Source organism: Rhodopseudomonas palustris (assembly GCF_003031265.1).
GTDB classification, from domain to species: domain Bacteria; phylum Pseudomonadota; class Alphaproteobacteria; order Rhizobiales; family Xanthobacteraceae; genus Rhodopseudomonas; species Rhodopseudomonas palustris_H.
In genome coordinates, this window is sequence record NZ_CP019966.1 from 2,453,614 (window position 1) to 2,478,016 (window position 24,403).

The following is a 24,403-nucleotide window of genomic DNA, read 5'->3' on the forward strand; positions in this document are numbered from 1 at the left end:
CGATGATCTATCTGCTCGCTGCGTTCCTGCCGCCGCTCGGTTTGTTGTTCAACGGCCAGCCGCTGTCGGCGGTTTTCAACCTCGTGCTGCTGGTGCTCTGCATCGTGCTCGGGCTGATCTTCCACCCGCTGCTGGTGATTCCGTCGCTGCACGCGCTGATTGCCGTGCGGATGGAGCGCGAAAAGCGGATGCACCGCGAGGTCGTCGAGGCGATCCGCGAACATGGTCTGCCGCCGGCCTACCGGCGCTGACCGGCGTCTTCATGCAGAGGTGATCTGCAGCGGGATTCGTCCAAAAAACATCCGGCGACCTAGCTTTTTGGTGCCCGGCCAAGGCTGCTGGTGTTGTCGCGGCCGGCGATACCGCCACGAAATCCCTGGAATCCCGGTGATTTCCGGCCAGCATGGCTTGTTGAGGGATGCTTGGGGAGCGGGGCGGGGCTGTCAGCCTTGCCCCTTTGATTCGTCATATCCCCATGCTATCGACCACCGCCAACCCTACCGACGGGCTCGATTCGACGGCGCCGCCCCCAGTGGCGCCGAACGTGCCTCCCGTCCCCGCAAAATCGAGCGCGGCCTTCGGCGCCGCTGAACGGAGTTGGCCATGGCGTCAGTGAGCGCATCCCCGCAATTTATCGAAGCCCTCACCTTCGACGACGTGCTGCTGAAGCCGGGCCTGTCGGACGTGCTGCCCTCCGAGGTCGACATCCGTTCGCGCATCACCCGTGCGATCCCGCTGAACATTCCCATCATCGCCTCGGCGATGGACACCGTCACCGAAGCGCGGATGGCGATCGCGATGGCGCAGGCCGGCGGCCTCGGCGTGATCCATCGTAACTTCGATCCCGAAGGGCAGGCCGCGCAGGTCCGTCAGGTCAAGAAGTTCGAATCCGGCATGGTGGTGAACCCGCTCACCATCAGCCCGGATGCCAAGCTGGCGGATGCGCTGGCGCTGATGAATCAGTATGGCTTCTCCGGCATTCCGGTGGTCACCGGCGCGCAGGGCCACGGCCCCGGCAAGCTCGTCGGCATCCTCACTAACCGCGACGTGCGCTTCGCCACCGATCCGGCGCAGAAGGTCTCGGAGCTGATGACGCACGAGAACCTCGTCACCGTGCGCGAGGGCGTCAGCCAGGGCGAGGCCAAGAAGCTGCTGCATCAGCATCGCATCGAGAAGCTGCTGGTGGTCGATGATCAGTATCGCTGCGTCGGCCTGATCACCGTCAAGGATATGGAGAAGGCGGTCGCGCATCCTCTCGCCAGCAAGGACGCGCAGGGTCGCCTTCGCGTCGCCGCCGCAACCACGGTCGGCGAGGGTGGTTATGAGCGTACCGAGCGGCTGATCGAAGCTGGTGTCGACGTCGTGGTGGTCGACACCGCGCACGGCCATTCGGCCCGCGTGCTCGACGCGGTCACCCGCATCAAACGGATCTCCAACGAGGTCCAGGTGATCGCCGGCAATATCGCCACCCGCGACGGCGCCCAGGCGCTGATCGACTCCGGCGCGGATGCCGTCAAGGTCGGCATCGGCCCGGGCTCGATCTGCACCACCCGCATCGTCGCCGGCGTCGGCGTGCCGCAGCTCACCGCGATCATGGATGCGGTCCAGGCTTGTAAGAAGGCCGACGTGCCGGTGATCGCCGACGGCGGCATCAAGTACTCGGGTGACCTCGCCAAGGCGCTCGCTGCCGGCGCGGATATCGCCATGGTCGGCTCGCTGCTCGCCGGCACCGACGAGACTCCCGGTGAAGTGTTCCTGTGGCAGGGCCGCTCCTACAAGGCGTATCGCGGCATGGGCTCGGTCGGCGCGATGGCGCGCGGTTCGGCCGATCGTTACTTCCAGCAGGACATCAAGGACACGCTGAAGCTGGTGCCGGAAGGCATCGAGGGGCAAGTGCCGTACAAGGGCCCGGTCGGCAACGTCGTGCATCAGCTCGCCGGTGGCCTTCGCGCCGCGATGGGCTATGTCGGCGCCAAGGACCTTGGCGAATTCCACACCAAGGCCGAGTTCGTCCGTATCACCGGCGCGGGCCTGCGCGAAAGCCACGTCCACGACGTCACGATCACCCGCGAGAGCCCGAACTATCCGGGCGGGGTGTGAGGCGGCTGACTTAAGTAACGACCTCTCCACCGTAATAACGACCTCTTCACAGTCATTCCGGGGCGCGCGTGAACGCGTGAACCCGGAATCTGGAGATTGTTGCAGTCTCTGAGGTGCCCCGACCCGCGAGATTCCGGGTCCGCGCTTCGCGCGCCCCGGAATGACGATGAAGGCTGCCTGCACGGCTGATGCAGTTGGCGAATGCGGTGGTGTCGCTTACAGTCGCGGCCCTGACGACAACGAACATCAAAAAGGAAACGAAATGTCCAAGGGTCAGCGTATCGTGCTCGCGTCGCGTCCGGTCGGCGAGCCGACGCCGCAGAATTTCCGCCTCGAAGAGTTCGACGTTCCAGCGCCCGGCGAGGGGCAGGTATTGCTCCGCACGATCTGGCTGTCGCTCGATCCTTATATGCGCGGCCGAATGAGTGATGGTCCGTCCTACGCGCAACCGGTGCCGGTTGGCGGCGTGATGGAAGGCGGCACGGTTTGTGAAGTGATCGATAGCAAGAGCCCGGCCTTTGCCAAGGGTGACATCGTGCTGGCGCATTCGGGCTGGGCGACGCATGCGGTCGCTGATGCCAAGCCGCTGCGCAAAATCGATCCGTCGCTCGGCCCGATCTCGACCGCGGTCGGCGTGCTCGGCATGCCGGGGATGACCGCCTACACCGGCCTGCTCGACATCGGCCAGCCGAAGGAAGGCGAGACTGTCGTGGTCGCGGCGGCCTCGGGCGCGGTCGGCTCTGCTGTGGGGCAGATCGCCAAGGTGAAGGGCGCGCGCGCGATCGGCATCGCCGGTGGTAAGGATAAATGCGACTACGTCAAGCAGGAGCTCGGCTTCGACGACTGCCTCGATCATCGCGATCCCGATCTCGCCGCGAAGCTGAAGGCGGCGTGCCCAAACGGCATCGACGTGTACTTCGAGAATGTCGGCGGCGAAGTGTTCGAGGCGGTGTTTCCGCTGTTTAACGCCTTCGCCCGCATGCCGGTGTGTGGACTGATCGCGCAGTACAATGCGTTCGAAACCCCGCCGACGCCGAAATGGGCGACCGCGCTGATGCGCCACGTGCTGACCAAGCGGCTCACCATCCGCGGCTTCATCGTCAGCGATTTCGCCGGTCGGCGTCAGGAGTTTCTGCGCGAGATGTCCGGCTGGGTGCGGGACGGCAAGGTCAAGTACCGCGAGCACGTCACCGACGGGCTGCAGAACGCACCGGAGGCGTTCATGGGCCTGCTCAAGGGCGCCAATTTCGGCAAGCAGCTGGTCCGCGTCGGGCCGGAGCGCGCCTGATCGCAAGCGCCGCAGCGGAGCCCCGGCGTGGCCGGGACTCTGCGTTGCGGTGGTTCGATTGTCATCGGCGGGGGCGGCAGCTATAGCGGGAGCCTGAAAGCGTCGGACCGATACCGCCCTTGAGCGTATCGTCCTGTTGTGACGCCGCTCGGCGCGTTGCGCGCCCTGACCCTGATTGAAAGCTCCGCATGACCCCCGCCGCACGGCTGTCCGCAGCCATCGACCTGATTGCAACCATCGACAGCCAGCGCATTCCCGCGGCCAAGGCGCTGAAGGAATGGGGCACCGCGCATCGCTATGCCGGCTCCGGTGACCGATCTGCGATCGCCGGGCTGGTGTGGGACGTGTTGCGCCGACGGGCGTCGAGCGCGTTCATCATGGATTCCGATACCGCCCGGGCGCGGGTGCTGGGCATGCTGAAGCTGGAGCGCGGCATGACGGCAGAGGCGATCGCGGCGCTGTGCGACGGTAGCCGGTTCGCGCCGGAGCCGCTGAGCGACGCCGAACACGCCACGCTGTCGACGCGGACGCTGGACGGCGCGCCGCCGCACATCGCCGGCGACTACCCGGAATGGCTCGACGGAGCGCTTGCCGAGATGTTCGGTGAGGCCCGCGTCGCCGAGGCGGCCGCGATGGCCAGCCGGGCGCCGCTCGACCTGCGCGTCAATACCCTGAAAGCCTCGCGCGACAAGGTGCTGGCCTCGCTGGCGCATCTGCGCGCCAAGCCGGCGCCGTGGTCGCCCTGGGGGCTGCGGATCGAATTACCGGCCGACGCCCGCAATCCCGGGGTGCAAGCCGAGCCGGATTTCATCAAGGGCGCGGTCGAGGTCCAGGACGAGGGCTCGCAACTCGCGGCGCTGTTTTCGGCAGCCAAGCCCGGCGAGCAGGTGATCGACCTGTGCGCCGGGGCGGGCGGCAAGACCCTGGCGCTGGCGGCGATGATGCAGGGCAAGGGCCGGCTGATCGCCACCGACGCCGACAAGCGCCAGCTCGCCCCGATCCACGAGCGGCTGTCGCGCGCCGGCGTCCACAACGCCGAGGTGAGGGCGCCGAAGGGCGATGCCGATCCGCTGGCCGACATCAAGGGCAGCGCCGATCTGGTGCTGGTCGACGCGCCGTGCACCGGCACCGGCACCTGGCGCCGCAACCCGGACGCCAAATGGCGGATGCGCCCCGGCGCGCTGGAGATCCGGCTCAAGGATCAGGCCGAGGTGCTGGCGCGCGCCGCGCGCCTGGTGAAGCCGGGCGGGCGGATCGCCTATGTCACCTGCTCGGTGCTGGCGCCCGAAAATACCGGCCAGATCCAGGCCTTCACCGCCGCCCATCCGGAGTTCGCCGTGGTGCCGCCGGCCGAGGTTGCGGCTGCGCTGTGGGACAAGACCGAGCTGTTCCTGGCCGCCGCCTGGACCTCGCCCGAAGGCCTGCTGATGACCCCGCGCCGCACTGGCACCGACGGGTTTTTCGTCAGCGTGCTGAAGCGCAAAGCCTGAACCGGGCAGGGCGCAGCGCTTTCGTTTTTAGGTACAGGACCGCCCCAAGCACGGCGCGCTCCCTCTCCCGCGCGCGGGAGAGGGCTGGGGTGAGGGCGACCCAAGCACTGAGTTTCGGCTCCGCGGAGGCGCCCCCTCACCCGGAAATCCCGTGGCGCGTGACTTCCGACCTCTCCCCGCGCGCGGGGAGAGGTGACCACAGCGCGGACACGAGGTGAGGGACCGCCTGCGCCCGTTCGCTATCCCCATCGCCGTTTTTCCCCGTTGCGAGCCGGGCTGCGGTCGCGTATCTGCTGCCCATGACAGCCCCCAGCACATCCTCCGCTTCGTCCGTCGTCCCCTCTGGCGCCGACACCTCGCCGCACGTCGCTGCGATCCACGAGAAGATCCTGATCGTCGACTTCGGTTCGCAGGTCACCCAGCTGATCGCCCGCCGCGTCCGCGAGGAGGGCGTGTATTCCGAGATCGTGCCGTTCCAGAAGGCGGAGGCCGCCTTCGCCGAGATGAAGCCGAAAGCCGTGATCCTGTCCGGCGGCCCGGCCTCGGTGCTGGACGACAACGCCCCCAGCGCCCCGATGGCGATCCTGGAAGCCGGCGTGCCGGTGCTCGGCATCTGCTACGGCGAACAGACGCTGGCCAAGCAGCTCGGCGGCACCGTCGAGGGCGGCCACCACCGCGAATTCGGCCGCGCCCAGATCGAGATCACCGATGACTGCGCGCTGTTCGACGGCGTCTGGCAGAAGGGCGGCAAATACGACGTCTGGATGAGCCATGGCGACCGCGTCACCAAGCTGCCCGACGGCTTCCGCGCGGTGGCGCAGGCGCCGGGTTCGCCGATCTCGGTGATCGCCGACGACACCCGCAAATTCTACGCGATGCAGTTCCACCCCGAAGTGGTGCATACGCCGGACGGCGCGAAACTGCTGCGCAACTTCGTCCGCAAGGTCGCAGGCCTCACCGGCGACTGGACGATGCGCGCGTTCCGCGAGGAAGCGATCGAGAAGATCCGCACCCAGGTCGGCAGCGGCAAGGTGATCTGCGGCCTGTCCGGCGGCGTCGATAGCGCGGTGGCGGCGGTGCTGATCCATGAGGCGATCGGCGATCAGCTCACTTGCGTGTTCGTCGACCATGGCCTGCTGCGCAAGGACGAGGGCAAGACCGTCGTCGACCTGTTCCGCCACCACTACAACATCCCGCTGGTGCACGTGGATGCGTCGGAGACCTTCCTCGGCGCGCTGAAGGGCGTCACCGATCCGGAGCAGAAGCGCAAGACCATCGGCAAACTGTTCATCGACGTGTTCGAAGCCGAGGCTAGACGCGTCGGCGGCGCCGATTTCCTGGCGCAGGGCACGCTGTACCCGGACGTGATCGAGAGCGTGTCGTTCACCGGTGGCCCGTCGGTGACGATCAAGTCGCATCACAACGTCGGCGGCTTGCCCGCACGCATGAACATGAAGCTGGTCGAGCCCTTGCGCGAACTGTTCAAGGACGAAGTCCGCGCGCTCGGCCGCGAGCTCGGGCTGCCCGACGTGTTCGTCGGCCGCCATCCGTTCCCGGGCCCAGGCCTCGCGATCCGCTGCCCCGGCGAGATCACCGAAGAGAAGCTCGAAATCCTGCGCAACGCGGACGCGGTGTATATCGACCAGATCCGCAAGGCCGGCCTTTACGACGACATCTGGCAGGCGTTCGCCGTTCTGCTCCCGGTCCGCACCGTCGGCGTGATGGGCGACGGCCGCACCTATGAGTACGTCGTCGGCCTGCGCGCCGTGACGTCCACCGACGGCATGACCGCCGACTTCTATCAGTTCGAAATGTCCTTCCTCGGCGCCACCGCGACGCGGATCATCAACGAGGTCAAGGGGGTGAATCGCGTGGTGTACGACATCACGAGCAAGCCGCCGGGGACGATCGAGTGGGAGTGAGGGTAATCGGCGGCAATAGCGTAGTTTCGGCGGCGATTTTCGCCTTCGCTTAGTTGCCGCTCTCGTCCGTCTTTCAGCCCCATAGAGCCGTTTTCCTACTCTGTCCGCTCTCGCCGAACCGATCTGCGCGCATCCTGCGAGCGATGTAAAGCAGCTTTGATGGGTGGGAGTGCTCTGGCGTAGAATAGCGAGCAAAAAGGCGGGTCTGTTCTACGCCGCCATTTCGGACGCCTCGGCAAAATTTCCCGGACCCAAGACCGGACATTCACCCTTCCATCCTCATCACTCGATCTCGCTCAATCTGTTTCTGTAAGAAGCTGGCCTGACCCTTCGCAAAAACGCAACGGTGAACGTCCGACGTTTTCGAGCACGATCTTGCTATCCCAGAGGCAAAAGGTCTGGCGGAAGGTTATGGGCCGGCCCGTTCGCGGTACTGACGAATGGTGGAATGTCGACCCGGCGGATGATAGCAAGCCCTGACCCCAAGAGTGAACGCGATGTCAGTCGCGACTGGTGGGAGGTGGCAACAACCCGGCCTCCCACTAGTACGCAGGCGCAAGAGGAAACGCGACGAATGAACGTCCGAAGCCCACAGAAACACAACCTGAAGGCTCACCTGACGGAAGTCCTAAAACGATTTCCCGACATTACAGAGATCTACCTGTTCGGCTCCCGCGCCTACAAGACCGGTAGCCTCCGGTCAGATTGCGATCTTCTTGTTCGCGTATCCGATGCCGGCAGGGTTCCGAGCTCGGCGCTGAGGGACTATTCAATGGAGGAGTGCCCTCCCATCGATTTCTTCCTAGCCATCGGCGGACGTGCGATCAGTTGCTCCAATGACAGCTCTGTTGGGGCCCCCACGTTCGACGACCTAGTCAAGAAGCTCGATGCGATCCTTCTGTGGTCAAAAACTGCTGAGTTTACGGATTTTGAGTTTAGCATCGAAGCCAAGTGGGTTTTTGAGACCACCAGATACGGCAAGTTCCCCGCCAGCAGCCTGCCGGACTCGGCCTATTTCGAGGAAAGCTGGCAGGCGGTTCTGAAGCGCACCGAGGACGAGCATCTACCGGTCCGGCCGTTTATGGGCGAGACGGTTGACAAGGTTGTCGCCCAGATCACCGAGGTCGCGAAGCGCATGGTCATGCGAAAGTCTGACCTCGGTGGCAATGGTCAGGCGAGAGCCGGTTGGACCGTTAACATCAAAGACGAGTACGACTGCCAGAACCTGTTCTGGACGGTTGCGAAGCCATGGTTGCCCGGGCTTGAGAAAGAACCCTTCGTCATTCACTATCAAAACCAGGACAAGAAGGCCGATTTCGCTCTAGCGGACGGACGGATTATTGTCGAATTCAAGCACGTCGAATCCGAGGCCAAGAAGCGAGAGGTGCTGAAGGACCTCGCAGGGCTCTCTCATTTCTACCGCCGCAACGGCAACATCCGCTGCCTGCTGATGCTAATCTTCTACAGGGAGGCCGCGAGTTTCGACGCTCTTCAGATCGAGAACGACTACACGTTCCTCCACACTCGCCCTAGCGTTATAACGCACCTCGTAAAAATTCCGGATTAGTTAAGACGTTACCAATTTGATGGCGGTTACTCACAATTTCCTTGGTAAGATTTTCGCAGTGTAGCTTAGATGAGGTCAGGTCGCCCCTTTTGGAACGCATGAGCCTCATGGCAGCATCCGCACTTTGACAGCCAAGGCCGGATAACCTCAACTTTCCTTCTCTGAGCGCGTCTTGTGCAAGCGGACGTCAGACGAGGGTGCCTTCCTGACGCGGTCGGCATCACTGTCCGCTCGGCGCTGTCTCAGGCAAGCCTCCACCTCGCCGAGATCCCACACCACGCTTCGCGGCGTGAGATAGAAGCGGCTTGGGAATTAGCCTCTGACCTCCATGTCGTAGACGATCAGGCTCGCAGTGCTACGGGATGAATGTTGCTTAGGTTGGGGGGGGGGCGGCGCTTGCCGGTGTTGCGTTGCGTGGGGCGGCTCTTAGTTCAGATTTTTGGTGACGTTTGTTTACATTTTTGCGTTTCAGGTTGACATTGTTGTCGTGTGGACGTATCAGACGAGGCATGGAAGTTGACAAAACGCTCATAACTGCGCTTGTCGAGTCCGCCATGTCGGCAGACTACACGGGTGTTCGTCGGATTGGCGGTCAGATCGCCAAGCGTCTGGCCGAACAGAACGATCTTGAGGGCGCTAAGGCGCTCCAAAGCCTTCTCCGTAAGCGGGGCGTTCCCTTGCAGGCCTCGGGATATGCGGAGGCGTTGCCGCGGGACGCGGGGTCGCGTCTCCCGCTCGTCGAGGAAGGCCAGTGGCCGATGACGCCGATCATGCTCGCCGGTGAGGCAGGGCATACGATTTCGCAATTCATTGAGGACGCGCGCCACATCGGCCTTCTAGCGGAGAAGGGGGTTTCCGCCCGGCTGGGGCTGCTGGTCTACGGCCCACCCGGCACGGGGAAAACCCTGCTGGCGGGCCATATTGCGGCCATCCTCAAGCGCCCCTTCTACATCGCCCGGCTCGACTCGCTGATCTCTTCGCGTCTCGGCGAGACTGCCAAGAACATCCGGGGCATTTTTGAGTTCGTTCCTGCGCGCAATGCGGTGCTGTTTCTCGACGAAATGGATGCCATTGCAAAGCTGCGCGACGACCGGCACGAGTTGGGGGAGTTGAAGCGGGTCGTCAACACCGTGCTCCAGGGGCTGGACTCGCTCACCGACGACGTAGTGACGATTGGCGCCACTAACCATCCACATCTTCTCGATCCCGCCATCTGGAGGCGCTTCCCCTACAAGGTCGAGTTGGGGCTGCCCGACGAGGAGGTGCGTAGCAGCCTCTGGCTGCACTTCCTGTTTCAGGGGGGGGAAGCGCATAAGGACGAGGCGCGGCTGCTGGCTCGCGCCTCGGACGGGCTAAACGGGGCCGATATTGAGAATATCGCGCTCGCCGCGCGGCGGCGCTCCATCCTCGGCAATCGGGAGCCGAGCCTGGCACAAATTCTGACCGCTGTCGGTGCGTCCCGCGCCGGCAGTCCTCGACTGCTCGATGATCGCGAAATGGATACGGCAGAGAAGAAAGCGCTGACCGTGCTGCTGCACGACAAGGGCAGGATCAGCCAAGCCGACATCGCCAGAATCGTCGGCGTGAGCCGTCAGATGGTTCACCGCTATCTGAAGGAAACCAACGATGGCTGATACCCCACGCCGTCCGCTGTTGAATCCGGTCCTGCGTTTCACAAAAGACCCAAGGCCCGAAGGGATCAGCGGCGGCGGCAAGAGCGCGGGTGGTATAAAGGTCGAGCGGCTAGACCGACAGCGGCAGGCGCTTGCCGCGCAATTTGCAGGCCTCGCGACAGAGGCGGTACGGCGGCCGCGTTTCGATGGCCGAGTCGTTCTCTACGCCGCCATGTTCGACGACTCCCTTGCGCCCACCTGGACTCCTTCCGACCTGTTTCAGGCGATGCGTGACGCCCGACTGATCGCGCCCTGGCGCACCGGTTATCTCGTAGAGATAGCGGCGGACGAGCTCCCCACCTACGCGCGGCTCGTACAGCTCACCAGCCTCGCCAAGGACCAAGTGGATATTTCACGCGTGGAATCGGTGCGCCTCTTCGCCGAAGAGGATGCTGCCGGTTCTCTCGATGCCGCCTGGGAAGCCGCGCCTCAATCAAAAGACGGCCGCGCCTTCGTCATCTGGCTGATGCCGCTGCGCGGCCGGGAGGCGGCGGAAGAGTTGATTGAGACTTTCGCGGCCTTACGGGACGGGGTGATCGCGCCGCTGCCGCCTCTGCTGGATTCCGTCGTGGGCGAACTTGATGCCGACGTGCCAGCGGCCCTGCGCCACAGCCTGCGCGCGGCGGCGGGCGGGGACCGGATCAATATGGCCGTGCGCGAATACCGTCTGCGACGGCGGTCGCGCACCACTGTCATCGTTCCGACGCGAGATGCTCTTCGGCAGCTCGTCGCCTCCGGTACTGTCTTCCGGATTGAGCCGGTGCAGCCGATCAACTCCACCTCGCCGGGCCAGGGGCGGGAACCCGACCGCCCTCTGCCGTCCCAGATGGCGGCGTTTCCAATCGTGGGGGTGGTTGACGGCGGCATGACAGCCGCTTCCTACCGCGCGGCAGAGGCCTGGCGCGCGCCGCCGCTCATTCGCGATGGGGTTGCCGACGCGCCCCACGGCAATCGCGTCACCTCGCTCATTGTCCAGGGCCACGACTGGAACAACAATCTCACTCTGCCGCCGCTCTACTGCCAAGTTGGGACGGTGCAGGCGGTCGCGCGGAAGGGTGCACGCGCCTTCGTTGATCCTCAGGATTTCATCGCCTACCTCGATGGTGTCATGGCGGCGAACCCTGGCACGGGCGTATGGAATTTCTCCCTCAACCAGCCGGAGCCATGCGCGCTAGATTCTGTCAGCCCACTCGGGCATGACATTGCCCTCTTGGCCCGCAAGCATCGAGTGTTGCCGGTGATCTCAATCGGCAACAAACCCGGCGCTCGCTTAAAGCCTCCGGCGGATTGCGAGGCCGCCGTGACGGTCGGTGGCCGCCTGCATGGTGACAACGGTGCGCCGGCAGGCGAATGCCCGGTTAGCCTCTCCGGGCCAGGGCCAGCGAACATGTTGAAGCCGGACCTTTCACATTTTTCCCATGTGCGCGCCCTCGGCGGCACTGTGATTTCGGGATCAAGCTTTTCGACGGCACTGACCTCGCCCTTGGCAGCGCATACTATGCAGCGCGTCCGCGAGCCGTCGCCAGACTTGGTGAAGGCGCTTCTGCTACACAATTCTGACGGAGAGATATTCGATCCGTCGCTGGGGTTCGGCACCCCCATGGCTGAGACTATGCCCTGGGAATGCCGGCCCGGCTTCGTGACTCTCCAATGGACTGCGTCCTTGCGGCCCGGTGCAGCCTTTCATTGGGAGCTACCCATTCCGCAATCCCTCCGGAAAATAGGTAAGCTCCGAGGGGCCGGTACACTTACGGCGATTCTCAACCCACACCCGATGGTGACGGATTACGCCGGCCCCAACTATTTCAGCGTTCGTCTCGCTACCGCGCTTCAGTATCAGCGCGGCTACACCAAAAAAGGGACTCCGAAATTCCACAACCTCCTCGGGTCCCTCGAAACGGAGAAGATCACGGAACAGGAGGCGAGGGCAATCGACCATAAATGGAGTCCGATCCGCCATCATCGCAACAACTTCCAAAGCATCGGATTCGACGGCGACGCATTGCGCATCTATGCCCGAGTCTACGCGCGCGATCTCTTTCTCTATGGCTATACTGGAGCCGACGAAGTCCCCGGAATGGAAACCGTGTTCGTCCTCTCGCTCGGCACGGGCAACGAGAATGACGATGTTTACAACGAACTGCGCGACCAGCTTGGCGCCTTTGTCGAATCCGCGGTTATCGAAGCCGACATTGATGTTGACAATCGGGGTCTTTGATTCCGAGCAGGAGTAGTAACAAAGATGTCTATCGTCGCGCCTCGGACCACAAGTGAATCGACAAGCGTGACGGCCGCGTCGAATCCGTCGAGATCGCGATTACCGCCCTCACAGCGGCGGCCACTTCGCATCCGATGGTGAATGCTTGGATCGTCCTTAATCCGGCAGGCTATCCGACAAGGCACGCTGCGTTGATATCGTTCCAGCTCCGTCTCGCTAAATGGGTTCGCCGAGGTGTTGGCCAACCCATTCGGCTTCCTGCGACGCCATGCGCTTGAAACGCCTTTTGAAGTCTCGGCTGAACTCAGCCGGACTTGCGTAACCGACACTCGCGGCGATCTCGGCTATCGACCGTTCCTGGCGTGCGCTTATGAGCCTCGCCTCGTGGAGCCGGTCAGGGTCTGCAGCGCCGCTGCCGCATCGACCAGACCGCGGTCGATGGACCTCCTGCCCGTGTTCGACGTCGCCGCATGGTCCGCGTTCGCCATCGCGAGTCGCAGGAACGCGGCGAGCTCGCGCCACGGCAGTGCGCTTTACCTCGGCGCCCCGACGATCAGAGGCATGTTGAGGTCAATCGTCAGCAGGGAACGCCGTCTCGCATCGACCGAAGGAGATCGGCTGCGCTTTCGGACTGCGGAGGGATCGTCGCCGAAAGATCCACGAAGCATGACCGAAGCATGATTCCCCGCTCTCTCAACCGACAAAGGCGGAGATGATCAGGGCGTTGACGATGTCGATGAAGAAGCCGCACACCAGAGGCACGACGATGAAGGCGCGGTGGGCGGCGCCGTATTGCTGGGTGACCGCTGTCATGTTGGCAATGGCGGTGGCTGTCGAGCCCAGCGCTATTCCGCCGAAGCCCGCCGAGATCACCACAGCCTCGTAGTCCTTCCCCATGAAGCGGAACACGATCGATATGGTGAAGATGACCGCCAGGATGATCTGCACGACAAGGGCCGAGGCGACGAAGCTGAAGACGCCGTTGAGTTGCCAGAGCTGAAGCCCCATCAACGCCATGGTCAGGAACAGGCCGAGGGCGAGATCGGAGACGAGCGCCAGCCCGTCGTCCACGCCGGGCCAAAGCTTCTGGACGCGCGAGCTCACGGCGATGGGCATGAGGTTGCGGATCAGGATTCCGGCCATCAGGCAGCTCACGAAGGCGGGCAGGTTCAGGCCGGTGCGTGTCAGCGCATCATGAATGCCGAGCCCGAGGATGATGGCGAGGTTCAAAGCCAGCACGGCCCAAAGGATGCAGAAGTAGTCGAGCTTCGGCTGACGGCCGTCATTGGAAACGCCGAAGGCGAGTTCGGGGTCTTGGGTGGGGGCGACCCTGTGACGCTTCATCAGGAAGGCGGCCACCGGGCCGCCGATCATGCAGGCCGCGATCAACCCGACCGTGTTGGCAGCAACACCCAATTCCATGGCGTTGCTGATGCCGAGCCGCTCGGTGAATGTCGGTGCCCAGGCGAGCGTCGTGCCGATGCCGCCGGTCAGCGAGATCGAGCCCACCATCAGTCCGGCCTTGGCTTCGAGTCCGAACAGCGAAGCCATGCCCATGCCGGCGAAGTTCTGGATCAGCATGAGGACGATAGCGAGCGACAGCAGGATGACCAGCGGCCGGCCGCCGGCCAGAAGCATCTTGACCTCGGCCTTCAGTCCGATGCCCGCGAAAAACAACAGAAGCAGAAAGTCGCGCATCGCGAGATCGAAGGTGACCGGCCGATCGAAAAGCGTGTAGCTCAGGGCAACCACCGCTGTGCAGAGGAAGCCGCCGATAACCGGCTCGGGAATGGAGTATTTGCGCAGCAGCGGCGCGTTCAGTGTCGCGATCTTGCCGGTCAGAAGCAGGATGACGGCGATCGTGAACGTATAGAAGGCATCGATTTCCATAGGTGTCCGGATTCCAATGGATGACCAGGCCGTGACAGCGGTTTTGCCATCACGGCGGACAGGATCTTCAAAGGGCTGCTCGCTCAATGCGCGCGGTTGGCAGTCATCGGGAGGTGCGGCGCGGGACAGCGCCATGCGCGCATATGACCTTCCGGCAGATCGTCACCTAGTGACTGGCCCGTTTTATGCAGCCAGCCTCATCGACTGTCAATTTGGTGGCACGATGCGATCGTTGCCGCATCGACCAGGCCCGCGGTCGAAGAAGATCCGGCGATCGCGAGTGGCCGCCGCGGCATGATCGGCGATCGCGTTTCCGATCGCGCGGCGCAGAAGCGCGGCGAGATCACGCCACGGCAGCGCGTTGCGCGGCCGCGAGCTCGGGCTGCCCCGACGTGTTCGTTGGCCGCCATAGACGCTGACTCAGGACAGCGCCTTTGCCACCATGACGGTGTCGACATATTGAGTCATGCGCCGGATTTTGCCGTCCTGAATCTCATAAAGATGCGCGAAGGCGGCGCGCATCGTTTTGCCGGTGGCTTTGTACGTGCCGGAGTACACGCCGAAGGCGGCGACGCGGTCGCCATCGGCGAGGTAGGTGTGGACCTCGGCGCGATAGCCGATCCACTCGCTGGCCAAGCGGGCGAATACGCCCGCCATCAATGCGTCGACTCCGACATACGTGCCGGCATACGGGAAGCCTTCCGCCTCTGTCCACTCCACGTCGGGATGAAGGACGGCCAATAGATTGCGGCCGTTCTCTTCGGAGGATCCTTCATAGGTCCTCCGGATGAGGTCGAGATGACTTGTCATTTCAACCCCACTTCATTTCGCCCTTGGCCACTTTGGAGCCGATATCCAGCGCGACGCCCATACCAAGGCCGGGGAAGCGTCTCTCCATTGCGGCCTTCAGCGCGGCGGCGTCGGCCGCCTTGCTCAATTCCTCGTCGAAGGCGAGGAGATAGGCCTTGGTGTGCGCGACGGCACTCAGATCGGCCGCCGCCTTCGGATCGAGGTGGCCAGGCACGACGATCGACGGCTTCAATGCGGCGATCCTGTCGAGGTTTGCCACCCATGCGGCCCGCGCCTCCTTGGTCGGCGTGTCGGCGGTCCAGACATGGACGCCGGAGAAAATCAGTACGCCGCCGAACACCGCGCCCAGCGTGGGAACGTGGAGATAGCGCCGGTTGGCGAGGCCGATGGCGTTGACGATCTCGACCGTCTCCCCATCGATCGCCAGCGCCTGGCCATCGAAAGCTTGAGGCAGCACGATGTCGGTCAATGCTTGCGGGCCGTTCTCCTTCAATTGCGGGCCCCAGACGGCGAGCTTCTTTTCGACGTTGCCCTTGATGGCGGCGATCGTGTCGGAGGCCGCGATCACCTTGGCGGCCGGGAAAGCCTCGCGCACCGGCTTCAGGCTGAAATAATAGTCCGGATCAGACTGACTGACATAGATGGTGGTCAGCGGCTTGCCGGTCGCCTTGATCGCCTCGACCAGTGCGCGGCCGTCCGCATAGGTGAAGCCGCCGTCGATCAGGAGCGCTTCGGTCCGGCCGGTGAGGAGCACCGGCGCGCGGAAGAAGCCGTTCGGGCCTGCCGGAAAGTGTTTCCAAGTCAAAGCCGATCCGGCTGCATGCCCGACGCCCGCCGGCGCGAAGGCCAAGGCGGCGCCTGCAGCGACGGTCGTCTTCATGAGGTCTCTCCTTGAATACATGGCTGTCTCTTGTTGTTGCGGCCGCCGAGACGCGGCGCGTGGTGCGGAGGGAATGGTCGGGGAAGGGGGCAGTGTTCGATCAGGCCAGCCGAAGTTCAGCGACGAGCAGATCAAAATCCCCATACAGAAGGCTGCTATCGATCTTGCGGCGGCGGTCGCCGGAGCCGAGCAGAATGCCGGGCACGCCCTGGACGCCGAAGCGCGCCATGTCGGCTCGCGCGGCTGCGATCCGGCTCTGATAGGCGGCGAGAAGCGGCTCGTCAGGCACCTGAACCCGCCGGGCGGCCTCGACGAAACCGGCCGCCGTCAGCGTTTCGGCGACGGTGCCGAGGTCGGAATTGTCGCGGCCGTCGCGATAGCGGGCGTTCTGCAGGCTTTTCAGCGCGTCGAGTTCACGCGCCGGCTCGCTGAGGCCGACGGCGACCAGCCCAAGGGTGGCCGGCCCGGAGTCGAACCGGCTGCCCACCGCACCGAGCACACGCTCGCGATAGAGGTCGGAAAAGATCTGCCCGGTCAGCTGGGCAATGCGCTGATCATTCTGCCAGGCATAGTCCGCAAACCGCTGGTCGATCGGCCGCGACCCTTCGCCCGCAAACAGGCCCGTCGGCGCCAGGTCGAGCGTCGCACCATCGAGCCGGGACAGCTTCTCCAGCGTGGGGCCAGCGCCATAGCACCAGCCGCACAGAGGATCGAAGAGATAGGTGATCCGCATATCCGTGTCCTGTGTTGTCTGCCGCCAAAAGTAGGTCATCGGGATTTGGTTGATAATTGCGATGAAATATCCATACTGTATGTTTTTGGCTGACAATGACGGAGGCGGACCTGGAGGCGATCAATCTCAACCGGCTCGCTTACTTCGTCGCGGTGGTCGACGCGGGATCGTTCACCCGCGCCGCCGAACGGCTCGGGATCACCAAAACCGTCGTCAGCCAGCAGGTGGCCCGGCTGGAGGCTGACCTGCGGACCAGCCTCCTGCTGCGAACGACCCGCCGGGTCGAGCCCACCGAAGCGGGCCGGCTGCTGCATGCGCGGGCCGTCATGATTTTGCGCGACGCGGAGGATGCGTTCGGAGAGGTCGCCGAAGTCACTGCGAGCCCGATCGGGACATTGCGGGTGGCGGCACCGAACGACTTCGGCACGTCGATGATTGCGCCCGTGGTGGCGACATTCTGCCGGACCTATCCGGCCTGTACGGTCGATCTCGTGTTGTCCGATGCCAGGATCGACCTGATCACCCATCACATCGACGTTTCGATCCGCGTCGGGTGGCTCGATGATTCCAGCCAGCAGGCGCGCCGGATCGGCACGTTCCGGCAGTTACTTGTCGCCGCGCCGGACTTTGCGCGCACGATCACCGCCAAGGTGCCTGAAGATCTCGCCCCGCAACCGTTCATCGCCAACGGCGCGTTGCGGGAGCCGCTGGTGTTGCAGTTCTCGCGCGGCGACGTCGATCGCCGCACCATCCGCATGCGATCGGCGATGACCATCAACACCACGCCGGCCGTGCTGGCGGCGACAATCGCCGGTGGCGGGCTTGCGGTGCTGCCGGATTTTTTGGTCGTCGAGTCCCTGGAGAATGGTGCGCTCGTCGAGCTGTTGCCGGACTGGTCGCTGCCATCGGGCGGGATCCATGTGGTCTATCCCGCCGCCCGGTTTCGTCCGCCCAAGGTCACAGCGTTCGTCGATCTGCTGTCCGCCATGGTCAGGGCCGACGGCGCATGAGGCCGCTCCGTGAAAGCGTATTGATCAGACGCACATGTCGCGCCGGATAGATGACTTCCGGGGGTGTCGTCTTTTCCGGACTCACTGCTGCCTACGAAGAGATTGATGTGTCGTATCGCTTCGCCATCGCCCGCGTCATCTCGGCGATCGTTGCGCGGAGCTCCGCCGGCTCCAGCACTTCGGCCTCCGGCCCGAGCCGCAGCAGTTCGGATGCCGCGTGCCAGGAGGTTTTGCCGATCGGGATCCTGGCGATGCGCCAGCCGTCGGCGTCGGCGATGGCGTCGAGCTCGGTGCGCGATCGGACATAAGGCTGGCTCAGCGCGTCGAGCAGCGTGACGCCGAACGGTGATAATCGGACGACCGCGACGTTGGGATGCAGCTCGGCTTCCATCCTCAGCGTCGCGCTTTGCCAGTAGGCGGCGAGATCGAAATCGGCCGGTCGCGTGAAGCGGTCGTCGAGCGGCGTGCAGTCGAGCACGCGCGCGATCCGGTAGGTTCGGACGCTGCCGTCGACCTGTCCGGCGAGATACCAGCTGCCTCCCTTCAGCACGAGGCCGAGCGGGGCGACGCGACGGCGCTTCTGGCCGCGCCAGCTTTCGTAGCGGATCTTGATCAGCGTGCCGCGCAGCACCGCGGCGGCAACGGCGCGTAAGTGCTTCGGCTGTTCGGCCTCGCCGAACCAGCCGGGTGCGTCGAGGTGAAAGCGCTCCTGCATCCGTCCGGCGTCTTCGCGCACATTCGCCGGCAGTGCGGCCATCAGCTTGTTCTGCGCGGCGATCATCGCCGCATCGAGACCGAGCGCGGCGGCGGGGCCGGGCAGGCCGGTGAGGAACAGCGCGCCGGCTTCGCTCTGCGACAGCCCGTTCAACCGCACGCGATAGCCGTCGAGCAGCCGATAGCCGCCGTCCGCGCCGCGATCGGCATAGACCGGCACGCCGGACGCGGAGAGCTCGTCGATGTCGCGATAGATCGTGCGCACCGACACCTCGCAGGCCTCGGCCAGCTCCGGTGCGGTGACGCGGCCCTTGGCCTGCAGAGTGGTGAGGATCGACAGCATCCGGCTCGCGCGCATGTTTCATTCAACCATACCTGACAGAGGATGTCAGGTATGGGGCTGTAAGCAGGTGTCATCGCCGTCCAGCCGAGGGAAACCCCCGATGACCAGCCCGAACCGCGTCACCCTGTTCTATTCGCCGCAAACCCGCGCCACCGGCATGCGCGTGCTGCTCGAAGAAATGGGAGCGCCGTACGATCTCCACGTCCTCAACATGAAGGCCGGCGAGCAGCGCCAGCCGGCGTATCTCGCCATCAATCCGCTCGGCAAAGTGCCGGCCATTCGTCATGGCGATGCGCTGGTGACCGAGCAGGTCGCGATCACGATCTACCTGGCCGATTTGTTCTCGCCGGGCGGCCTCGCGCCGGCGCTGAATGATCCGCTGCGCGGTCCTTACTTGCGCTGGATCGCTTACTACGGTTCATCGTTCGAGCCGGCGGTGGTCGACAGGTTCATGCAACGCGACTCCGGGCCGGCGGAGATGTCGCCCTATGCCGACTTCGATACGATGCTCGGCGCGCTCGAAGCACAGCTTGCGACCGGACCGTATCTGCTCGGCGACCGCTTCACCGCCGCGGACGTGCTGTGGGGGATTGCACTCAACTGGACGCTGAGTTTCGGCTTGGTGCCGAAGAGAGACGCGTTCGTGCGCTATACCGAACGGGTCACCGCGCGACCGGCGTTCCAGCAGGTCGATCAGGCCGATGCCGCGATGGCGGCGGAGCACGCTGCCAAGGTCGGTGGTTGAACGGCTCGCGCTGTCGGCGGGTCGATTGACGAGCGCCAGTGGCGGCCGTGAGGCGGCAAGATCGTCGTGCGGGCGGCAAGACTTGCCGCCATCCGGCCACGCGGCGCCGCTCGCTTGGCGCCGCAATGCACTGCGGCGGTTGACGAAAACGGCCGCCGCCGGGATGGCATGTCGGTTGCTTTTGAGTGTGCTCGACCAAGCACGTTTGAAGGCGCGTCATGAACATTTCTGGGGTTGGGTCATATGCGGCCTCACTGGTGGCCGCATCGCGCAGCAGCGCAGGCGCATCGGCCGTGGCCGTATCTGGGGAGAGTGCGGCTGCGACCAAGTCGGGTAGCGGCGGTGTGCAGAAGACCGACTTCACCCAGATGACCCATCAACAGCTGTTCGACTGGATCAACAGCAAGATCGCCAGCGGCGAGATGAGTTTCGACGAGAGCTCGACCTTCGTCAGCATGACAGTGAGCATGCCGGTCGACGGCTCCTCCTTGGCGCCCGATGGCACTCAGAAAGTCGATTTCATGCAATCGGTGCGCAGCGGCATGGAGCGGGCGTTGCAGACCAACGACACCAACCTGTTCGCCCGCCTGCAAACCGCGCTGCAAACCATGCAGCGGTTTCAGGGCGAAGTCCGCGGCGTGAACATGACGGTGTGAGACGTCGTTCTTCCGGGATTTGCTACTGATAGCGGCTGCCCAGACGGACCGACAGGACGCGGAAGATGATGCATCCACGCAAATCCGACTTTCCGGTTTCGGGCGTGCGCCGCTATCTCGAGCCGGGGCCGATCGTGTTGGTGAGCTCGCATTGGCGCGGCGCGGACAACGTTATGACGCTCGGCTGGCACGTCGTACTGGAATTCACCCCGTCGCTGATCGGCCTGATGATCTCGAGCGGCAACCACTCGTTCGAGATGATCCGCGGCTCCGGCGAATGCGTGGTCAATCTGCCGACCACGGCGCTGACCGATATCGTCGTCGGCATCGGCAACACCTCGGGCGCCGAGATCGACAAGTTCGCGCATTTCGGGCTGACGGCGGAGAAGGCGACGACGGTCACGGCGCCGCTGATCGCCGAATGCCACGCCGCCTTCGAATGCCGGCTGCACGACGATGCGCTGGTCGACCGATACAATTTCTTCATCTTCGAAGTCGTCAAAGCGCACGTCGCAGCCCGGCCGAAACATCCGCAAACGCTGCACTACACCGGCGACGGCGTATTCATGGTCGCCGGCAAGACCATCAGCAGGAAATCGCTATTCCGTCCGGGGATGCTGTGAGTGCGGGCGCGCCAGTCAGGGCGCCGAAACGTTTGTGAGACCAGCTGCCTTGGCGGCGCGGATTAAGCGTTGATCGAACGTGACGAAGCCATCGCAGGCTTCCGCGCAGCCGAGATGCAGGGCATCGGCGAAATCCATGCCGGCCTCGACGCGGTCGAGGGCGGCGGCGACCAGCGCTGGGTCCTCAAGCGTGACGCTGGGCAATCCGGCGAAGCTGCGGAGCGCGTGACATACTGCGGAACCATCGAGCCCGTAGGCGCTGCGCAGCACCCATTCTGTCTCGAGCATCACGGTCGTGGGGACGAAGACTTCCTCCCCATCGATGGTGGCGCGGGCTCGGGCGGATTGCATGGGATGATCACCGGTCAGATACCGGACGATCAGATTGGTATCAATCGCGCGCATGACGACGCCGTGCTTCCGCGGCAACCGCGGCGGCCATGTCGTCCAGCGACTTCGGCGGCCCGTCGAAGCGCAGCGAGGCGTAAACTTGGTCCGGCCGGGTCGAAGCGAACAGCGGAGCAGGGCGCAGCAGCACGCCGTCAGGCGTCTCTTCGACGGTCAGTCGGGTGCCGGCCGGCCACTGCCGGCGCTGCCGGATCGCCTTGGGCAGGATGACCTGCCCCTTGGTCGAGACTGTCGTCGTCAGCTTGTCGGCCGGTACTGCCATTGGTCGTGCCCTGTAAGACGAACGTAAGATAGGGCGGGCTTCGCCGGTCGACAAGCCAGAGCGATTCCGGAGGGTGGCCGTAGCCGCTCCCCAGGGTGCGGTGGTCACTCAGCCCAGGTGATGCACCTGTTGCAGGCCGTAGACAGAGGTGGGGAGGCCTTCCATCCTCGCCTTGAGCTGCAGCGCCAGGAACTGCGAGTAGTGGCGCGACTGGTGCAGATTGCCGCCGTGGAACCACAAGCCTTCCTGTTGGGTCGGCTTCCACATGTTGCGCTGCTCGCCTTCCCACGGGCCGGGGTCTTTGCGGGTGTTGGAGCCGAGGCCCCAGACTTTGCCGACCTTGTCGGCGACCTCTTTCGAAATCAGGTCGGCGGCCCAGCCGTTCATCGAGCCATAGCCGGTGGCATAGACGACGAGATCGGCCGGCAGCTCGGTGCCGTCGCTGAGGATGACCGAATGTTCGGTCAGGCGCGCAACGTCGACGCCGCTCTTCAGCTTGATCCGGCCGTCGGCGACCAGTTCGGAAGCGCCGACGTCGATGTAGTAGCCCGAGCCGCGGCGCAGATACTTCATGAACAGGCCGGAATCGTCGTCGCCGTAGTCGAGCATGAAGCCAGCCGCTTCCAGCCGCTTGTAGAATTCGGCGTCGCGCTCACGGATGGCGTTGTAAATTGGGATCTGGAATTCGTGCAGGATCTTATACGGCAGCGAGGCGAAGATCAGGTCGGCCTTGGCGGTGGTGATGCCGTTCTGCACTGCCTGCTCGGAGTAGAGCCCGGCGAGCCCGAGCTCCATCAGCGAGTTCGACTTGACGATGTGGGTCGACGAACGCTGCACCATGGTGACGTCGGCGCCGGCCTCCCACAGCGCCGCGCAGATATCGTGCGCCGAATTGTTGGAGCCGATCACCACCGCTTTCTTGCCCTTCCACGCATCCGGTCCGGGATGCTGCGAGGAGTGGTGCTGATCGCCCTTGAACACGTCCATGCCCTCGAATTTCGGCATGTTCGGCTTGGCCGACATGCCGGTGGCGAGCACCAGCTGCTTCGGCTTCAGCGTGATCTCCTGGCCGTCGCGCTCGACCACCACGGTCCATTCCTTGGTGGCGTCATCGTAGGTGGCGCGCTTGCAGACGGTGGAGCCCCAGTAATTCAGCTCCATCACCTTGGTGTACATCTCCAGCCAGTCGCCGATCTTGTCTTTCGGCGCAAACACCGGCCAGTTCGGCGGGAACGGCAGATAGGGCAGGTGGTCGTACCACACCGGGTCGTGCAGGCAGAGCGACTTGTAGCGCTTGCGCCAGCTGTCGCCCGGGCGCTCGTTCTTCTCGATGATGATGGTCGGCACGCCGAGCTGGCGCAGCCGCGCGCCGAGCGCGATGCCGCCCTGGCCGCCGCCGATGATCACGCAATACGGCTGGCGGGTGATGCCGAGCTCGGCGGCCTCGGCGTCGCGCTCTTCCTTCCAGGTCTTGCGGCTGGGATCGGCGCCGTGCTTGACGCCCATCGGGCGCTGAAAGCCTTGCGGCTCTTCGAAGCCTTTCAGTTCGGCCATGGTGGTGAGCAGCGTCCAGATCCGCCCGTCCTTGATGCGGAGATGGCCGACGCCGCGGGCGAGCGCGGTGTCGAACTGGATGAAGCACTCGACGATGCCGTCGGTCTCGGCGGCGCATTCGCCGTCGGCGATCCGCCAATGCGATGGCTTGGTATCGGCGAGCCGCGCGCCCAGCATGTCGCGGACCTGATCCTTGCCTTCCATGGTCTTGATGTTCCAAGTGAAGGCGATCAGGTCGCGCCAGTAGGAGTCGGTCTGAAACAGATCGACCGCGCGGTCGATGTCGCCGGCGCTCAGCGCGTCGTCGAGTTGTCCGAGGAGCGTGGTGACTTTGCCGTTCGGTGCGGTGTCGAGCATGCTGGTCCTCCCATGGGCTGTTGTTTTGACAGCATTGTTGCGTCGCGATGCGACGTCGTTTTTTCGCGATGATACCATCGCGTCGATCCGAGGGGAGAGCGAAGCGAGCCAGCTAGTGAAGTTGTGATCAGTCGGTTGCTGCGATGCACGCAATGGCGACAGCGTCTGCAATGCCCGTGTGTGCGGCTCTATTCGGTCTTGACGTCGAGTTTGGGCGCGCCGGTGTAGTTGTAGACGTCGTGCAGCAATGTGAGGATTTCGGCGGCGATCGCGGCGTCCGTCAGCGTCAGCGGATAGCTCTTGCTGTAGTTCGGCGCGCGGCCGGGCTCCTTGTAGCCGGCGGCCGTCAGACGGGCGATGCGATCCGGATTCAGGACGGCGCTCAACGCCGCCCAGCTTTCGGCCGACGCGGCCTCGCAATACAGCGCCACCGGCGGCGTTTCCGGCATGCACTGGATGTAGCCGATGCCGCTGTCGAACACCGCATAGACCCGATGTGCCGCGTTCACCCGCAGTCGCTGAATCTCTGCTGTGACCGACGGACCGTACAGCTTGATCAGCGCTTCCGCAGTTTCGGCGGGCTGCGGCCGCGGCTTCGCCGTATAAGAGCAAGTGAGTAGCGCCGTCGAACGCATCGACGGTGCGTCGCTGACCATGCCGGCGAGATTCTGGGACGGCCCGTTCCGCGGCGGGCAGGGGATGTCGACCACCCAGTCGGTTTTCAGTTCGAGGTCTTGAAGGTTGATGTCGTAGGCATCAGTCAGCGTGCGTAAGATGTCTGCAGAGATCTGGCCGGTCGGCGCGTCGGCCGGAAATACTTTCGCGTAGTTGCCGAAAGCGGGATCTGTGGTCCAGCCGAGCGCTGCAAGCCGATTTTGCCGTTCGATCGTCAGGACGTGCTTCAACGTGGGTTGCAGCGTCGGGCCGGCAGCTTCGCAGCGCATCTCGCGGCTCGGCAGTCGGCGGCACTGGATGTATTTGTTGCCGTCCCAGATCGTCGCGTAGCCGACCTTTTTGGCCCGGACGATGCTGGTGATGTTCTGCAGCGCGGCGTCGATCCGATCGACCGCAGTCTCTTCGGCGCGCCCGGGCGCGGCCGTCGTGCCCAAGGTCATCAGCAGGGTGATCGCGGCTGCAAATCGAGCCGTCTGCTGCCTCAT

At 64.2% G+C, this 24,403-nt stretch carries 21 protein-coding genes and 2 pseudogenes; 12 read left to right on the top strand and 11 right to left on the bottom strand.

The features are described from left to right. Positions 1 to 2 precede the first annotated feature (2 nt). The 8 genes from RPPS3_RS11315 to RPPS3_RS11355 all read left to right on the top strand — a co-directional run bounded on the left by RPPS3_RS11315 (position 3) and on the right by RPPS3_RS11355 (position 12,258). Entirely contained in the window at positions 3 to 251 is a 249-nt protein-coding gene (locus tag RPPS3_RS11315) for a hypothetical protein (RefSeq protein WP_107346564.1), read from the top strand. Between the two features lie 352 nt (positions 252 to 603). Then, positions 604 to 2,100 (top strand): IMP dehydrogenase, encoded by a 1,497-nt coding sequence (gene guaB / locus RPPS3_RS11320; protein ID WP_107344158.1) that lies wholly within the window; start codon positions 604 to 606, stop codon positions 2,098 to 2,100. A 262-nt stretch (positions 2,101 to 2,362) separates the two neighbouring features. Further along, positions 2,363 to 3,388, top strand: coding sequence for an NADP-dependent oxidoreductase (locus RPPS3_RS11325; RefSeq protein ID WP_107344159.1), 1,026 nt, complete (start codon positions 2,363 to 2,365; stop codon positions 3,386 to 3,388). A gap of 188 nt (positions 3,389 to 3,576) precedes the next feature. Next, entirely contained in the window at positions 3,577 to 4,878 is a 1,302-nt protein-coding gene (locus RPPS3_RS11330) for an RsmB/NOP family class I SAM-dependent RNA methyltransferase (protein WP_107344160.1), read from the top strand. A gap of 299 nt (positions 4,879 to 5,177) precedes the next feature. Then, entirely contained in the window at positions 5,178 to 6,800 is a 1,623-nt protein-coding gene (guaA, locus tag RPPS3_RS11335) for a glutamine-hydrolyzing GMP synthase (RefSeq protein ID WP_107344161.1), read from the top strand. 574 nt (positions 6,801 to 7,374) lie between these two features. Beyond that, a complete protein-coding gene (locus RPPS3_RS11340) occupies positions 7,375 to 8,367 on the top strand; it encodes a nucleotidyltransferase domain-containing protein (protein ID WP_159060669.1) in 993 nt (330 codons plus the stop codon). Positions 8,368 to 8,921: 554 nt separating this feature from the next. After that, positions 8,922 to 10,001 carry an AAA family ATPase gene (locus tag RPPS3_RS11350; protein WP_234820183.1) on the top strand — a complete coding sequence of 360 codons (1,080 nt, stop codon included), beginning with the start codon at positions 8,922 to 8,924 and terminating at the stop codon, positions 9,999 to 10,001. Beyond that, positions 9,994 to 12,258, top strand: a complete 2,265-nt coding sequence (locus RPPS3_RS11355) for a S8 family serine peptidase (RefSeq protein WP_107344164.1) — start codon at positions 9,994 to 9,996, stop codon at positions 12,256 to 12,258. Before RPPS3_RS11350 ends, RPPS3_RS11355 begins: the two co-directional genes overlap by 8 nt. A gap of 216 nt (positions 12,259 to 12,474) precedes the next feature. On the opposite strand, the pseudogene RPPS3_RS24755 reads toward RPPS3_RS11355, so the two are convergent. The 6 genes and pseudogenes from RPPS3_RS24755 to RPPS3_RS11385 form a co-directional block, all read right to left on the bottom strand. After that, positions 12,475 to 12,651 (bottom strand): annotated as a pseudogene (locus tag RPPS3_RS24755) (helix-turn-helix domain-containing protein); the annotation flags it as partial. Beyond that, a pseudogene (locus RPPS3_RS24760) lies at positions 12,648 to 12,791 on the bottom strand (AAA family ATPase); the annotation flags it as partial. The pseudogenes RPPS3_RS24755 and RPPS3_RS24760, both read right to left, overlap by 4 nt. Positions 12,792 to 12,951: 160 nt before the next feature. Further along, positions 12,952 to 14,148: a sodium/glutamate symporter gene (gltS, locus tag RPPS3_RS11365; RefSeq protein WP_107344166.1), complete on the bottom strand. Its 1,197-nt coding sequence runs from the start codon at positions 14,146 to 14,148 to the stop codon at positions 12,952 to 12,954. Positions 14,149 to 14,568: 420 nt separating this feature from the next. Next, positions 14,569 to 14,958 (bottom strand): nuclear transport factor 2 family protein, encoded by a 390-nt coding sequence (locus tag RPPS3_RS11375; RefSeq protein WP_107344167.1) that lies wholly within the window; start codon positions 14,956 to 14,958, stop codon positions 14,569 to 14,571. 1 nt (position 14,959) lies between these two features. Continuing rightward, positions 14,960 to 15,859, bottom strand: coding sequence for an MBL fold metallo-hydrolase (locus RPPS3_RS11380; RefSeq protein WP_199852225.1), 900 nt, complete (start codon positions 15,857 to 15,859; stop codon positions 14,960 to 14,962). 79 nt (positions 15,860 to 15,938) lie between these two features. Further along, entirely contained in the window at positions 15,939 to 16,571 is a 633-nt protein-coding gene (locus RPPS3_RS11385) for a DsbA family protein (protein WP_107346565.1), read from the bottom strand. Between the two features lie 110 nt (positions 16,572 to 16,681). Between RPPS3_RS11385 and RPPS3_RS11390 the strand changes: the two genes are divergently transcribed. Beyond that, positions 16,682 to 17,581, top strand: coding sequence for a LysR family transcriptional regulator (locus RPPS3_RS11390; RefSeq protein ID WP_107346566.1), 900 nt, complete (start codon positions 16,682 to 16,684; stop codon positions 17,579 to 17,581). Between the two features lie 91 nt (positions 17,582 to 17,672). Here the strand turns inward: RPPS3_RS11390 and RPPS3_RS11395 are convergent, their stop codons facing one another. Next, the gene (locus tag RPPS3_RS11395) at positions 17,673 to 18,653 is read right to left on the bottom strand and encodes a helix-turn-helix transcriptional regulator (protein ID WP_107344169.1); all 981 of its coding nucleotides are present in this window, start codon (positions 18,651 to 18,653) and stop codon (positions 17,673 to 17,675) included. An 85-nt stretch (positions 18,654 to 18,738) separates the two neighbouring features. Between RPPS3_RS11395 and RPPS3_RS11400 the strand changes: the two genes are divergently transcribed. The 3 genes from RPPS3_RS11400 (at position 18,739) to RPPS3_RS11410 (ending at position 20,662) form a co-directional block, all read left to right on the top strand. Next, positions 18,739 to 19,383 carry a glutathione S-transferase family protein gene (locus tag RPPS3_RS11400; RefSeq protein ID WP_107344170.1) on the top strand — a complete coding sequence of 215 codons (645 nt, stop codon included), beginning with the start codon at positions 18,739 to 18,741 and terminating at the stop codon, positions 19,381 to 19,383. Positions 19,384 to 19,640: 257 nt separating this feature from the next. Further along, the gene (locus tag RPPS3_RS11405) at positions 19,641 to 20,039 is read left to right on the top strand and encodes a hypothetical protein (RefSeq protein ID WP_234820184.1); all 399 of its coding nucleotides are present in this window, start codon (positions 19,641 to 19,643) and stop codon (positions 20,037 to 20,039) included. A gap of 65 nt (positions 20,040 to 20,104) precedes the next feature. Continuing rightward, a complete protein-coding gene (locus tag RPPS3_RS11410) occupies positions 20,105 to 20,662 on the top strand; it encodes a flavin reductase family protein (RefSeq protein ID WP_107344172.1) in 558 nt (185 codons plus the stop codon). 15 nt (positions 20,663 to 20,677) lie between these two features. Here RPPS3_RS11410 and RPPS3_RS11415 read toward each other — a convergent pair whose 3' ends face one another. The 4 genes from RPPS3_RS11415 to RPPS3_RS11430 form a co-directional block, all read right to left on the bottom strand. Continuing rightward, positions 20,678 to 21,067: a type II toxin-antitoxin system VapC family toxin gene (locus RPPS3_RS11415; RefSeq protein ID WP_107344173.1), complete on the bottom strand. Its 390-nt coding sequence runs from the start codon at positions 21,065 to 21,067 to the stop codon at positions 20,678 to 20,680. Then, complete coding sequence (locus tag RPPS3_RS11420) at positions 21,054 to 21,332, bottom strand: AbrB/MazE/SpoVT family DNA-binding domain-containing protein (RefSeq protein ID WP_107344174.1); 279 nt, start codon at positions 21,330 to 21,332, stop codon at positions 21,054 to 21,056. Before RPPS3_RS11420 ends, RPPS3_RS11415 begins: the two co-directional genes overlap by 14 nt. A 108-nt stretch (positions 21,333 to 21,440) precedes the next feature. Next, a complete protein-coding gene (locus tag RPPS3_RS11425; protein ID WP_107344175.1) occupies positions 21,441 to 23,243 on the bottom strand; it encodes an NAD(P)/FAD-dependent oxidoreductase in 1,803 nt (600 codons plus the stop codon). A gap of 188 nt (positions 23,244 to 23,431) precedes the next feature. Beyond that, positions 23,432 to 24,403 carry a hypothetical protein gene (locus tag RPPS3_RS11430; RefSeq protein WP_107344176.1) on the bottom strand — a complete coding sequence of 324 codons (972 nt, stop codon included), beginning with the start codon at positions 24,401 to 24,403 and terminating at the stop codon, positions 23,432 to 23,434.